We start from the raw sequence: 12,048 nt of genomic DNA, 5'->3' as shown, positions 1-12,048 counted from the left end.
CTGGGCGGGTGAACGCCACCGACGCCTGCTCCGCGCTCGCCGACCGCGTCGACGCCCTCGCCGCCGCCTCGCCGCGGCCACGCGCCCTCCTCGCCGCCGTCGCGCGAGAGGTCGCCGGGATCCGCCCGTGGCCGCTGGGGCTCCTCGATCTCGCCTCGGGCGGCAGCAATCGGATCCGCGGCCGCGGCTTCGCGCAGCCCTACGACGACGGCACCCGCGGCCAGGCGCGGCACTTCGCGGGCGTGGCCGGCGCGACCCTGCACCTCGGCGGCCCGCTCGCGCACCTGCTGATGCGGACGGCCGGTGGCGACCACCGCGGCACCGCGGACGACCGCCTCACTGCTCGCGCGGTCGAGTGGAGCCGGCTGCTGCGCCGCGGCGAGCTGCCGGTGGCGGAGGCCGGCGACTGGATCCGCCGCGAGGTCTGCGCCTGCTGACCCCGGGCCTGCTGACGCGGCGCCTGCCGACACACGGCCTGCCGACGCGCGGCCTGCTGGCACGCGGCCTGCTGGCACACCGCCTCAGCCCCCGGTCGACTCCCGGGCGATCAGCGCGAACGCCGCCTCGCGCAGCTCCGGCGGCCCCGCCCGCGTGCCGTCGATCCTGGCCTGCAGCAGCTCCACCGCCGTCCGGGCGATCTCGTCGCGGCCCGAGTCGATGCTGCTGAGGCTCGGCGACGCGTAGCGCGCCTCGTCGATGTCGTCGAAGCCGATCACCGCGACGTCCTCCGGCACCCGGACGCCGGCGTCCTGCAGCGCCCGCAGCGCGCCGAGGGCGAGGGTGTCGTTCAGCGCGAAGACCGCGTCGAAGGCGAGGCCGGAGTCGAGCAGGCGCCGCATCGCCTCCGCGCCGCCCGAGCGCCGCCAGGGTCCGGCGCCCCCGGTCAAGCGAGGGTCGAAGGGGATCCCCGCGTCCGCGAGCGCCGCCCGGTAGCCCTCGAGGCGCAGCGACGCCGAGCTGACCCCGCCGCCGTCGTGGGCGCCGAGCGCGAGGATGCGCCGCCGGCCGGCCGCGATCAGGTGCGCGGTCGCGGCGCGGGCGGCGGCGACGTTCTGCATCGTGACGTGGTCGACCCGGCCGGTGAAGATCCGCTCGCCGAGCAGGACGAGGGGGAAGTCGACGGCGAGCGCGTCCTCGTCGCCCTCGCCGAGCCCGAGCGGGCTGAAGAGCAGGCCGTCGGTGAGCCGGCGCCGCGCCCCGGTCAGCACGCTGCGCTCGCGCTCGGCGTCGCCGCCCGTCTGCTCGATCAGGACGGTCAGCCCGAGCGGATCGGCGGCGCGCATCACGCTGTCGGCGAGCTCGGCGAAGTAGGGGAGGCTCAGCTCGGGCAGCGCGAGGCCGATCACGCCGGTGCGGCCGCGGCGGAGGCTCCGCGCGGCGAGATTCGGGCGGTAGCCGAGGGCGGTGATCGCCGCCTGCACGCGCTCCCGGGTCGCGGGCCGCACGTGCGGGTAGTCGTTGATGACGTTGGAGACCGTCTTGATCGAGACGTCGGCGGCGCGGGCGACGTCGTGCAGCGTGACCGCCATGTCCCCTCCTCCGCTCGGCTGCCTCACCGTACAACGGGCCCGGGAGTCGCGACCCGCGCCCCGTGCCAGGCTGATCCGGACGAGAGGGGACGCGATGGACGCGCGCGAGCACGAGGTCCGCCGGCGGATGGACGCCCACGAGCTGTACGTCGACGCCGGCGACGGCCTGGCGGCGCTCGAGGAGGAGCGGATCCGCGGCAAGGAGCTCGCGCACGCCTACAACGCGACCGGCCCCCGCGAGGTCGACGAGCGCCGGCGCCTGCTGCACGAGCTGTTCGAGGCGGTCGGCGAGGGCGCCTGGGTCGAGCCGCCGCTGCACGTCGCCTACGGCAGCCGGGTCCGCCTGGGCGCGAACGTCTACGTGAACTTCGGGCTGACGCTGGTCGACGACGTCGAGGTGGTCATCGGCGACCGGGTGATGATCGCGCCGAACGTCACGATCAGCACGACCGGGCACCCCGTGCATCCGGAGCTGCGCCGCGACGGCACGCAGTTCTCGGCGCCGGTCGTGATCGAGGACGACGTCTGGATCGGTGCGGGCGCGATCCTGCTGCCGGGCGTGGTGATCGGTGCGGGCTCCGTGGTGGCCGCCGGCGCGGTCGTCACCGCGAGCGTGCCGCCGCTGGTCGTCGCGGGCGGCGTGCCGGCGCGGGTGCTGCGGCCGATCGGCGAGGAGGACCGCTCCTGGGAGTGGCGCTCGCCGCGCACGCTCGGCCGAGCCCGGGACGCCGCGGTGGGCGGCGAGGACGTCGGACGCGGCCGGTAGGCTCCGCCGGGTGACACGCACCCGACTGGTCCTGCTCGACGTCGACGGCACGCTCCTGGACGAGGGCGTGATCGCCCCGTCGGTGCCGGAGGCGATCAGCGGCGCCCGGCGCAACGGCCACCTCGTCCTCGTGGCGACCGGCCGCTCCCGCCCCGAGATCCCGCAGCAGGTGCTCGACCTCGGCTTCGACGGGGTCGTCTCGGCGGCCGGCGGCTTCGTCGAGCTCGACGGCGTCCTGCTCGAGTCGCGCACGATGGCGCCCGAGGACGTCGAGGCGATCGCCGGCTTCTTCGAGGCGCACCGCATCGCCTACTCGCTGCAGTCGTACGACGACGTCTACACGAGCGGCGGGGTGGGTGGCGGCTACGGCACCGTCCCGACCGAGGGCATCGCCAAGGCGACGTTCTTCGGCGAGGACGGCACCGCCTTCGCCCTCGTGCGCGACGGCCTCGGCGAGCGCTTCCACGTGATCACCGGGACGATCCCGTCCCTGGGCGACGCGGGCGGCGAGGTCAGCGTCCGCGGCGTGGACAAGGGCAGCGCGCTCGTGCGTCTGGCCGAGCGGCTCGGGCACCCGCTGGCCGACACGATCGCGATCGGCGACAGCTCGAACGACGTCGAGATGCTGGCCGCGGCGGGGCTGGGCATCGCGATGGGCAACGCCTCCGCCGCTGCCCTCGCCGCCGCCGACGAGGTCACGACCTCCGTCCGCGAGGACGGCGTCCGGGCGGCGTTCCGGCGGCACGGCCTGATCTGACCCCAGCCGGGTGCGCCAGTGACTTTGACAATCGTTATCAATAGTCGCTACCGTGTGTGCATCCCGACCTCCCGGCTCCAGACCCAGATCGGCTCACCCGTGAAGACCCGCTCCCTCGCCCTCGTCGCGCTGCTCGGCAGCACCGCGCTCGCCCTCTCGGCCTGCTCCGGCACCGCCTCCTCGACCGGCGCCTCCGCCGACAGCGGGACGGTCGCCGTCGTCGCGTCGACCGACGTCTACGGCGACCTGGTCCGGAGCATCGGCGGCGACCTGGTCGACGTCACGAGCATCATCGACAGCCCGGACAAGGACCCGCACGAGTACGAGGCGACCGCCCGCGACCAGCTCGCTCTCTCGAACGCCGCGCTCGTGATCGAGAACGGCGGCGGCTACGACGCCTTCGTCGACACCATGATCGACGCCTCCGGCTCGACCGCCCCCGTGATCACCGCCACCGTCGTCGCCGGGCTCGAAGAGGAGCACGACCACGAGGACGAGGCCGCCGAGTCCGAGGACGCCGGCCACGACGAGGCGGGTCACGAGCACGCCGAGTACAACGAGCACGTCTGGTACGACCTGTCCGCGGTCCGCCAGATGGTCACGTCGATCGCCGACGAGCTGTCCGCGATCGACGCCGGCAACGCGTCCACCTACGCGGCGAACGCCGAGACCCTCGGCGGCTCCCTCGACGCCCTGATCGACCGCGAGGCCGAGTTGAAGGGCACGCTCGGCGGCCGCTCGATCGCGATCACCGAGCCCGTCCCGCTCTACCTGACCGATGCACTCGGACTGGTGAACGCGACTCCGGAGGCGTTCAGCGAGGCCGTCGAGGAGGGCACCGACGTCCCCGCGACCACGCTGCAGGAGACGCTCGCCCTCTTCTCCGACGGCACCGTCGACGCGCTCGTCTTCAACGAGCAGACCGAGAGCTCGCAGACCCAGGCCGTGCTCGACGCGGCGGAGTCGGCCGGCGTCGCGACCGTCGGCGTCACCGAGACGCTGCCCGAGGGCGACGATTACGTCACCTGGATGACCGCCAACCTCGACGCCCTCGAGGGAGCTCTCGCGTCGTGACGCCACCCTCCTCGACCGCGCCCGGTCCGTCGTCAGCGCCCGCCTCCTCGGAGGCGGGCCTTTCGGCGTCCGTGCTGCAGCTGCGCGGCGCCGGTCTGCGCTTCGGCGACCGCGAGCTCTGGGGCGGCGTCGACCTCGACGTCCAGGCCGGCGAGTTCGTCGCGGTGCTCGGCGCCAACGGCTCCGGCAAGACCAGCCTGCTCCGCGCCGTCCTCGGCCAGCAGCCGCTCAGCAGCGGCGAGCTGCGCGTCCTCGGCGAGCCCGTGCACCGCGGCAACCGCCGCATCGGCTACATCCCGCAGCAGAAGCTCGCCGACGAGGGCACTCCGCTGCGCGCCCGCGACCTGATCGGCCTCGGCATCGACGGCCACCGCTTCGGCCTGCCGCTGCCCTCGCGCTCCCGCCGCGCCCAGGTCGACGCCCTGCTCGCCTCCGTCGGCGCCACCGACTACGCGGACGCGCCGATCGGCAGCCTCTCCGGCGGCGAGCAGCAGCGCGTCCGGGTCGGCCAGGCGCTGGCCGGCGACCCGGCGCTGCTGCTCTGCGACGAGCCGCTGATCGCCCTCGACCTCGCGCATCAGCGCGCCGTGAGCGAGCTGATCGACCGGCACCGGCGCGAGCGGAACCTCGGCGTCCTCTTCGTCACCCACGACGTGAATCCGGTGCTCGGGATGGTCGACCGGGTGCTCTACCTGGCCGGCGGCCGCTTCCGGATCGGCACCCCCGACGAGGTGCTGCGCTCCGAGGTGCTCAGCGAGCTGTACGACGCGCCGGTCGACGTGATCCGCGCGCGCGGCCGCGTCATCGTGGTCGGCGCCCCCGACCACTCGCACGTGCACGAGCACGAGGAGGAGCGCGCATGAGCGACGACGTCTGGTCGCAGATCTTCGACTTCTCGGACTACGGCGCGCTGCTCGCGCTGCTGCTCAACTCCGTCATCGCGGGCGCCGTCCTCGGCGTCGTCGGCGGGCTGATCGGCGTCTTCGTGATGTCGCGCGACATGGCGTTCGCCGTGCACGGGATCAGCGAGCTGTCCTTCGCGGGCGCCTCGGCCGGGCTGCTGCTCGGCGTGGGCGTCGTGCAGGGCTCGATCGTCGGCTCGCTCGTCGCGGCCCTCCTGATCGGGCTGCTCGGCTCGCGCGCCCGCGACCGCAACTCGATCATCGCCGTGCTGATGCCGTTCGGCCTCGGCCTCGGGATCCTCTGCCTCGCGCTGTATCCCGGCCGCAGCGCGAACAAGTTCGGCCTGCTCACCGGGCAGATCGTCGCCGTGGACGACCCGCAGCTCGGCTGGCTGATCGCCATCTCGGTCGTCGTCGTGATCGGGCTCGCCCTGATCTGGCGCCCGCTGACCTTCGCGAGCGTCGACGCCGACGTGGCGGCCGCGCGCGGCATCCCGACCCGGGCGCTCTCGATCGCGTTCATGCTGCTGCTCGGCCTCGCGGTGGCGGTGTCGGTGCAGATCGTCGGCTCGCTGCTGGTGCTCGCGATCCTGGTGACGCCGGCGGCCGCGGCGCTGCGGATCTCGGCGTCGCCGGTGCTCGTGCCGCTGCTCAGCGTGCTCTTCGCGGTCGGCGCGCTGGTCGGCGGGATCCTGCTCGCCCTCGGCGGCTCGGTGCCGATCAGCCCCTACGTGACGACGATCTCGTTCACGATCTACGTCGTCTGCCGGATCATCGGCCGCAAGGGCGTGCGGCGGCCCTCGCGCCGGCGCTCACCGGCCGCGGTCGGGGCGGGGGTATAGCGTGGCGCGGGTCGTGAAACGGGAAGGCGGACCGGTGGTCAAGCGGAACACGTGGCAGCGCGAGGCCGTGCGCGAGGCGCTCACCCGGCGCGAGGACTTCGTCAGCGCGCAGGGGCTGCACAGCGCCCTGCACGCCTCGGGCTCGCCGATCGGCCTGGCGACGGTCTACCGCGCCCTGTCCGACCTCGCGGTCGAGGGCGAGGCCGACTCGCTGCAGTCGCCCGAGGGCGAGAGCCTCTACCGTGCCTGCACGCCGGGCACGCACCACCACCACCTGATCTGCCGCCGCTGCGGGCTGACGGTAGAGATCGCGGCGGACGCGGTCGAGACCTGGGCGCGCACGGTCGCGGCGCAGAACGGCTTCACCGATGCGCACCACGTGGTGGACGTCTTCGGGCTCTGCGCGGAGTGCACCCGGGCGGTCGCCGCGGCGGAGTGACGCGGGCTCCCGCGCCGCGGGTTCAGGCCGGCAGGAAGATCCCGGCCGCCCTGTCCTTCACGACGGCGCCGGCCGGCAGCACCCGCCCGCTCATCGCGAGGTAGACGCCCGGCGGCAGCAGCTGCACCGCCGCGACGGCCGCGCCGAGGTTGAAGGCGGCGTCGCTGTCGCGCATCCGCGCGGGCTGCATCGCGCCGGTCAGCACGACGACCCGGTCGCGGACGGCGCCGAGCGCCTCGGCCGTGAGCGTCATCGTGTCGGTGCCGTGGGTGAGGACGATCCGGTCCTCCTCGGCCGAGAGCACGCGCTCGCGGATCAGCGCGCGATCCGCGTCGTCGAGGTCGAGGCTGTCCTTGCGCAGGACCTCCTCGACGCGGAACTCGAGCGTCGAGAGCACGGGCTCGAGCAGGCGCGGGATCGTCGGCGCCCCGATCTCGAGCTCGCCCGCGAGCGAGTACTCCTTGTCGATGGTTCCGCCGGTGGTGAGGACGAGGATGCGGTCTGACACCCGATCAGACTAGGCCGGGCCTCCGACACGGCACATCCGTGCGGTTCGGGCGCTGCCCGGCACTCCGGCGCGCTCGATCGGGAACGATGGAGGCATGGCCTCCTCCTCCCCGTCCCTGATCCGCACCGGCGCCAAGGTCCTCCTCGGCTCCGCCCTCGTCTTCGCCGGCGTCAGCCACTTGACCCGCGCGCGCGAGGAGTTCCAGGCGCAGGTGCCGGAGTGGGTGCCGCTGGACAAGGACACCGTCGTGCTCGCCTCGGGCGTCGTCGAGATCGGCCTCGGGGCGTCGCTGGTGCTCGCGCGCCACCGGGCACCGCTGGTGGGCGCGGCCGCCGCCGCCTTCTTCACCGCGATCTTCCCGGGCAACGTCTCGCAGTACCTGACGAAGACCAGCGCCTTCGGCCTCGACACCGACCGCAAGCGCGCCGTCCGGCTGGTCTTCCAGCCGCTGCTCGTGGCCTGGGCGCTCTGGTCGACGCGCCGGCCGGAGCGCTAGGCCGCGCCGGGGCCGGTCTCCGGCTCCAGCAGCGGCGCCAGCAGCTCCTCGATCGCTCGCCGGGCCCCGGCCGCGTCGCCCGCGGCGATCGACTCGACCAGCAGGGCGTGCTCGCGCGCGTGCCGGTCCTCCTCGCCGACGACGTCGTCCTGCAGCACCGTCTCGAACAGCCCGGTCAGGCCGTCGTAGAGCTCCAGGAAGAGCGCGTTGTGCGTCGCCGCGACCACCGCGCGGTGCAGCGCGGTGTCGGTCGCGGTCCGCTCGGCGAGGTCGCCGCCGGTCCACGAGCGGCCACGCGCGGCGAGCAGCGCCCGCAGCGTCTCGACGTCCTCCGGCGTCCGCCGCTCGGCGGCCAGCGCCGCGGTCGCGCCGTCGATCGCGAAGCGCAGCTCGAGGCCGTCGCGCCGCTCGGCGGTCGGCAGCCGGCGCCGGAGCGACGTGGTGAGCTGTGAGCGCGCGGTCACGAAGGTGCCGCGCCCCTGCTCCCGCCGCACCAGCCCCGACTGCACGAGCGTCTGCACGGCCTCGCGGACGGAGTTCCGCCCCGCGCCGCTCCAGCGCACGAGTTCCGGCTCCGTCGGGATCCGCGCGCCGAGCGCCCAGCGGCCGGAGCGGATCTCCTCGTGGAAGAGGGCGGTGACGTGGTCGATCACGCTCTCGCGGCGGAAGGGCGCGGGGGCCTCGGGCTCGGACGGGCCGGGTGCGCTCGAATCCGATGCGCCCGCGTCGGCATCGGTCGCGCTAGGCTCGGCTGGATTCATCCCATCATCCTACCGAGGGCAGACCGTCATGACCGCCACCGTCGTCACCCCGCAGAGGACCGCGCTCCTCGCACTCGCCGCGATCGTGATGACGGCGCTCAACCTCCGCACCGCCGTCACCGGCTTCAGCCCGCTGCTCGACACGATCGGCGCCGACCTCGACTTCGGCCCGTCGCTCTACGGCGCCTTCGGCACGATCGTCACCGCGTCCTTCGCCGTCTTCGGAGTAGTCGCCGCCGGGGCCGCGCGCCGCTTCGGTCTCGAGCGCACCCTCGCCGCGGCGACGCTGGTGACCACCGCGGGGCTGCTGCTCCGTGCCGTCAGCCCGAGCCCGCTCGCGCTGGTGCTCTCCTCGGTCGTGGCGTTCGCGGGGGTGGGCACCTCGAACGTCCTGATCGTGCCGATCGTGAAGCGCTGCTTCGCCGACCGGCTGAAGGCGATCAGCTCGCTCTACCTCGCGCTGCTCCAGGCCGGCCAGTTCGTCGCGCCGCTCGTGGCGGTCCCGCTCGCCTCCGCCGTCGACTGGCGCTTCGCCGTCGGCGTCTGGGCGGCGCTGACCGCGATCGCCTTCCTGCTCTGGGCGGCGCTCGCCCGGAGCGGCGCGGCCGGCACCGCCGCGGCTGCGGCACCCACCCCGCTCGTCGGCGCCTGGCGCACCCGTCTGCTCTGGGCGATGGTCCTGATGCTCGGCATGACCGCGCTGAACACCTACGCGATCATCACCTGGCTGCCGACGATCCTGGTCGACGCGGGCGCCGACCCGGCCCAGGGCGGCGCGCTGCTCGCCCTCTTCTCGATCTTCGGGCTCGGCGCGGCCTTCGTCGTCCCGCCGCTGACCCTCGGCATGCGGAACCCCGCGATCGTGGTCGTGGTCTGCGTCGTGCTGCTCGCCGTCGGCTACGTCGGCCTGATGGTCGCCCCGCTGACCGGCGCCGTGGCCTGGGTGGTCTGCCTGGGCCTCGGCGTCAGCACCTTCCCGATGACGCTCACCCTCGTCAACGCGCGCACCCGCAGCACGGCCGGCTCCTCGGTGCTCTCCGGAGCGACGCAGGGCCTCGGCTACGCGCTCGCCTGCGCCGGGCCGCTGCTGATCGGCCTGCTCTACGAGGCGCAGGGCAGCTGGACCGGCTCGTACGTCTTCCTGCTCGCGAGCCTCGTCGTGCTGCTGGTCAGCGGGATCGCGGCGAGCCGTCCGCGGTTCCTCGAGGACGAGGCGTCGGTGCGCTGAGCTCCGCGAGCTCCAGCGCTGCCACCACGCGGCTCAGCCCGAAGCGCCAGGCGCTCTCGACGTCGCCGCCCAGGGTGAACGCCCCGTTGATCTCCATGCCGATGAAGCCGGTGGCCCAGGCCGTGAGGGTGCGCGCGGCCTCGAGCGCGTGCTCCTCGCCCGCGAGCCGGCCGGCGGCGCGGAGGACGGAGGCGCTCGCCGCGTCGCGGAACTCCTGCCGGGCCACCGGCGTCCCGGGGGCCGGCGCCATCACCAGGAGGAAGGCGGCGGGCCGCTCGCGACCGAACGCGCGGAGGGCGTCGGCGAGCTCCTCGGCGTCCTCGAGCGGATCGACGCGCGCGGCGACCTCGCCCAGCGCCGCCTCCGCGACCAGGCGCAGCAGGGTGTCGCGGCCCTCGACCCGCTTGTAGAGGGAGGGGGCGCGCACGCCGACGCGCAGCGCGACGGCCTGCATCGTCACGCCGGCGAGCCCCTCCTCCTCGAGGATCTCGGCGGCGGCGCGGACGATCGCCTCGAGGGTGGTGCGCTCGGGAGTGGGCATGCCCTCCACTATAGCTATTGACAGTAGCCATGATGGCTAGGTACCGTAGCCATCATGGAACTCGCCCCTCACCTCCGCCGCATCGGCTCGGACATCGTCGCCGCCTACCTCGTCCACACGCCCGAGGGCGTGACCCTCATCGACGCCGGCCTGCCCCGGCTCTGGCCCGAGCTGCTGGCTGAGCTGGCGGCGATCGGCCGCTCCGTCGACGACGTCAAGGGGGTCGTCCTCACCCACGGCGACTCCGACCACATCGGCTTTGCCGAGCGGCTCCGGCGCGAGCACGGCGTGCCCGTCTTCGTGCACGAGGCCGACGCCGAGCGGGCGAAGGGCGGGACGAAGCCCGCGAACGGGAAGCAGTCGATGAAGCTCGGCGCGCTCGTCGGCTTCTTCAGCTACTTCCTGCGCAAGGGCGGGGCGCGCGTTCCCCCGCTGACCGAGGTCGTGACGGTGCAGGACGGCGAGACGCTCGACCTCCCCGGCGCCCCGCGGATCATCGGGCTGCCCGGCCACTCCGCCGGCAGCATCGCCGTGCACGTGCCGCTCGCGGACGCCGTGTTCGTCGGCGACGGCCTCACGACGCGCCACGTGCTGACCGGCGCGACCGGGCCGGCCCCCGCGCCGTTCACCGATGAGCCGGAGCAGGCGCTCGCCTCGCTGCAGCACCTGCTGCCCACCGGCGCCACCTGGGTGCTGCCCGGCCACGGCGCGCCGTGGGGCGGGGGAGTGGCGGCCGCGGTCGCGGCGGCGACCCGCGCCTAGAGACCTGCGGGGAGGAGACGCCCGCCTGCATGCCGGTCGGACAGCCCCGCAGGGGCGTCTCGAGACCCGCCTGCCGCAAGGACGTCGGTCTCTTCCCCTCCGCTCGCTAGGACGCCGGGACCAGGTTCCAGCGCGCCGCCAGCAGCTCCAGTCCCTTGTCGAACGTCGTCGACCACGCGGTCGCGTCGTGCGCGCTGTTCGGCACCTCGAGGTAGGTGGTGTCCATCCCGGCGGCCTGCGCGGCGGCGTGCAGGGTCTGCACCCCGGTCAGGAACGAGGTGTCGTTCGCGCCGACGCCGAAGACCGCGAACGAGTCCTTGTAGGGCGCGTTCCTCGCGAGGATCGCCGCGGGCTTGGCCGCCTCGTAGGCCGCCGCGTCACCGCCGAAGCCCTGCTGGATCGTCGTGGCGTCGTCGCCGAGGGTCGGCGCGAGCTCGCCGGACGCGTCGACGATGTTGCCGAAGAGCTGCGGGTAGCCGGCGCCGAGCTGGATCGCGCAGGTGCCGCCCTGCGACAGGCCGCCGATCGCCCAGTCGTGCGCGTCGCCGAGGACGGGGAGGTTGGCGCGGATCCAGTTCGGCACGTCGACGGTCAGGTAGGTCGCGGACTTCCCGAGCGGGGAGTCGATGCACATCGGGTTCGCCGTCGGGTCGCCGAGCTGATCGGGCGAGACCACGATCGGAGCGAGACCGGCGTGCGCGGCCGCGTAGGCGTCGAGCGACTGCTGCAGGTGCTCGACCGCGAGCGGGTCGGAGGGCGAGCCGGGCTGGCCGGACAGCATCACCATCACGGGCAGCAGCGGCGGGTTCTCGGTCTGCGCGGCCGGGGGGAGGTAGACGACGGCGTCGCGGGCGGGGAAGCCCGACTGCGTGGCGGGGATGGCGACGTTCGTGACGCTGCCCGCGGTCGGCATCCCGGCGGGAGCGGTCCAGGTCTCGAGCGAGGCGTGGTTCCCGGCGGGTGTCGCGATCGGGTCGGCGACCGTCGGATAGGCGCTGATGCCCAGGAGGCTGCGGACGGTCGGGTACTGGCCGAAGTCGATGTTCACAGTCATCGCCGCGGTGGTGACGACGAGGATCCCGACGAGCGCCGAGGCCAGCGCCCGCCGCGTCCGCCGGTGGGCGAGGGCGTGCCCGAGGGCGATCAGCGCGACGGCGAGCCCGCCGAGGCCGAGGCCGATCCAGACCCGGGTGACGGGGGTGAAATCGACGCCGAAGGGGCCGCCGGTCCCGCCGACGAGCCCGGCGAGCACCCAGCCTGCCAGCAGGCCGAGGAGCAGGACGCCCGCCGCCAGGACCAGGCGGCGACGGCGACCGCGGCGGGTCGACCGGGCGAAGGCGAGGACCAGCAGGAGCAGGGCGAGACCCGAGACCGCGTACACCGCGACCACCACCGGCCCGGAGACGAGGCTGAGCCCGAGGAGTGTGTTCATGGGTCGATCCG

At 74.3% G+C, this 12,048-nt stretch carries 15 protein-coding genes; 10 read left to right on the top strand and 5 right to left on the bottom strand.

Features of this window, described 5'->3' with window-relative positions:
* Positions 1–8 precede the first annotated feature (8 nt).
* Complete coding sequence (locus HRK28_RS07055) at positions 9–437, top strand: hypothetical protein (RefSeq protein WP_160087027.1); 429 nt, start codon at positions 9–11, stop codon at positions 435–437.
* Positions 438–521: 84 nt separating this feature from the next.
* On the opposite strand, the gene HRK28_RS07050 is transcribed toward HRK28_RS07055, so the two are convergent.
* Positions 522–1,529 (bottom strand): LacI family DNA-binding transcriptional regulator, encoded by a 1,008-nt coding sequence (locus HRK28_RS07050; RefSeq protein WP_173250815.1) that lies wholly within the window; start codon positions 1,527–1,529, stop codon positions 522–524.
* A gap of 94 nt (positions 1,530–1,623) precedes the next feature.
* Here HRK28_RS07050 and HRK28_RS07045 point away from each other — a divergent pair, with 94 nt between their 5' ends.
* The 6 genes from HRK28_RS07045 (at position 1,624) to HRK28_RS07020 (ending at position 6,309) form a co-directional block, all read left to right on the top strand.
* Positions 1,624–2,295, top strand: coding sequence for a DapH/DapD/GlmU-related protein (locus HRK28_RS07045; RefSeq protein WP_173250814.1), 672 nt, complete (start codon positions 1,624–1,626; stop codon positions 2,293–2,295).
* Positions 2,296–2,305: 10 nt separating this feature from the next.
* Complete coding sequence (locus HRK28_RS07040) at positions 2,306–3,052, top strand: HAD family hydrolase (protein WP_173250813.1); 747 nt, start codon at positions 2,306–2,308, stop codon at positions 3,050–3,052.
* Positions 3,053–3,151: 99 nt separating this feature from the next.
* A complete protein-coding gene (locus HRK28_RS07035) occupies positions 3,152–4,126 on the top strand; it encodes a metal ABC transporter substrate-binding protein (RefSeq protein WP_208543732.1) in 975 nt (324 codons plus the stop codon).
* Positions 4,127–4,197: 71 nt separating this feature from the next.
* A complete protein-coding gene (locus HRK28_RS07030) occupies positions 4,198–4,989 on the top strand; it encodes a metal ABC transporter ATP-binding protein (protein WP_367948368.1) in 792 nt (263 codons plus the stop codon).
* Positions 4,986–5,870, top strand: coding sequence for a metal ABC transporter permease (locus HRK28_RS07025; protein ID WP_160087037.1), 885 nt, complete (start codon positions 4,986–4,988; stop codon positions 5,868–5,870). The genes HRK28_RS07030 and HRK28_RS07025 overlap by 4 nt, the downstream gene beginning before the upstream one ends.
* Positions 5,871–5,904: 34 nt before the next feature.
* A complete protein-coding gene (locus HRK28_RS07020; RefSeq protein WP_173250811.1) occupies positions 5,905–6,309 on the top strand; it encodes a Fur family transcriptional regulator in 405 nt (134 codons plus the stop codon).
* A 22-nt stretch (positions 6,310–6,331) separates the two neighbouring features.
* Here the strand turns inward: HRK28_RS07020 and HRK28_RS07015 are convergent, their stop codons facing one another.
* A complete protein-coding gene (locus HRK28_RS07015) occupies positions 6,332–6,817 on the bottom strand; it encodes an asparaginase domain-containing protein (protein ID WP_123444686.1) in 486 nt (161 codons plus the stop codon).
* Between the two features lie 94 nt (positions 6,818–6,911).
* On the opposite strand from HRK28_RS07015, the gene HRK28_RS07010 reads away from it, so the two are divergent.
* On the top strand, positions 6,912–7,313 hold the full coding sequence (locus tag HRK28_RS07010; protein WP_173250810.1) for a hypothetical protein: 402 nt from the start codon (positions 6,912–6,914) through the stop codon (positions 7,311–7,313).
* Here the strand turns inward: HRK28_RS07010 and HRK28_RS07005 are convergent.
* A complete protein-coding gene (locus tag HRK28_RS07005; protein ID WP_173250809.1) occupies positions 7,310–8,074 on the bottom strand; it encodes a FadR/GntR family transcriptional regulator in 765 nt (254 codons plus the stop codon). The genes HRK28_RS07010 and HRK28_RS07005 overlap by 4 nt on opposite strands.
* A gap of 28 nt (positions 8,075–8,102) precedes the next feature.
* On the opposite strand from HRK28_RS07005, the gene HRK28_RS07000 reads away from it, so the two are divergent.
* The gene (locus HRK28_RS07000; RefSeq protein WP_173250808.1) at positions 8,103–9,302 is read left to right on the top strand and encodes an MFS transporter; all 1,200 of its coding nucleotides are present in this window, start codon (positions 8,103–8,105) and stop codon (positions 9,300–9,302) included.
* Here HRK28_RS07000 and HRK28_RS06995 read toward each other — a convergent pair.
* Positions 9,244–9,843 carry a TetR/AcrR family transcriptional regulator gene (locus tag HRK28_RS06995; protein WP_173250807.1) on the bottom strand — a complete coding sequence of 200 codons (600 nt, stop codon included), beginning with the start codon at positions 9,841–9,843 and terminating at the stop codon, positions 9,244–9,246. The two genes, HRK28_RS07000 and HRK28_RS06995, sit on opposite strands and share 59 nt — an antisense overlap.
* 54 nt (positions 9,844–9,897) lie before the next feature.
* On the opposite strand from HRK28_RS06995, the gene HRK28_RS06990 reads away from it, so the two are divergent.
* A complete protein-coding gene (locus HRK28_RS06990) occupies positions 9,898–10,605 on the top strand; it encodes an MBL fold metallo-hydrolase (RefSeq protein ID WP_173250806.1) in 708 nt (235 codons plus the stop codon).
* Positions 10,606–10,711: 106 nt separating this feature from the next.
* Here the strand turns inward: HRK28_RS06990 and HRK28_RS06985 are convergent, their stop codons facing one another.
* The gene (locus tag HRK28_RS06985) at positions 10,712–12,037 is read right to left on the bottom strand and encodes an esterase family protein (RefSeq protein ID WP_173250805.1); all 1,326 of its coding nucleotides are present in this window, start codon (positions 12,035–12,037) and stop codon (positions 10,712–10,714) included.
* Positions 12,038–12,048 lie beyond the last annotated feature (11 nt).

The organism is Rathayibacter sp. VKM Ac-2835, from assembly GCF_013266705.1.
Lineage (GTDB): Bacteria > Actinomycetota > Actinomycetes > Actinomycetales > Microbacteriaceae > Rathayibacter.
Note: the sequence above shows the minus strand (reverse complement) of the source record. Positions and strands in the feature narration are given on the sequence as shown.

Bases quoted from the DNA above. Each gene is read 5' to 3' on its own strand.
- HRK28_RS07050 (WP_173250815.1), bottom strand. From the start codon at position 1,529: ATGGCGGTCACGCTGCACGACGTCGCCCGCGCCGCCGACGTCTCGATC.
- HRK28_RS07045 (WP_173250814.1), top strand. From the start codon at position 1,624: ATGGACGCGCGCGAGCACGAGGTCCGCCGGCGGATGGACGCCCACGAG.
- HRK28_RS07025 (WP_160087037.1), top strand. From the start codon at position 4,986: ATGAGCGACGACGTCTGGTCGCAGATCTTCGACTTCTCGGACTACGGC.
- HRK28_RS07010 (WP_173250810.1), top strand. From the start codon at position 6,912: ATGGCCTCCTCCTCCCCGTCCCTGATCCGCACCGGCGCCAAGGTCCTC.
- HRK28_RS07005 (WP_173250809.1), bottom strand. From the start codon at position 8,074: ATGAATCCAGCCGAGCCTAGCGCGACCGATGCCGACGCGGGCGCATCG.
- HRK28_RS07000 (WP_173250808.1), top strand. From the start codon at position 8,103: ATGACCGCCACCGTCGTCACCCCGCAGAGGACCGCGCTCCTCGCACTC.
- HRK28_RS06995 (WP_173250807.1), bottom strand. From the start codon at position 9,843: ATGCCCACTCCCGAGCGCACCACCCTCGAGGCGATCGTCCGCGCCGCC.
- HRK28_RS06990 (WP_173250806.1), top strand. From the start codon at position 9,898: ATGGAACTCGCCCCTCACCTCCGCCGCATCGGCTCGGACATCGTCGCC.
- HRK28_RS06985 (WP_173250805.1), bottom strand. From the start codon at position 12,037: ATGAACACACTCCTCGGGCTCAGCCTCGTCTCCGGGCCGGTGGTGGTC.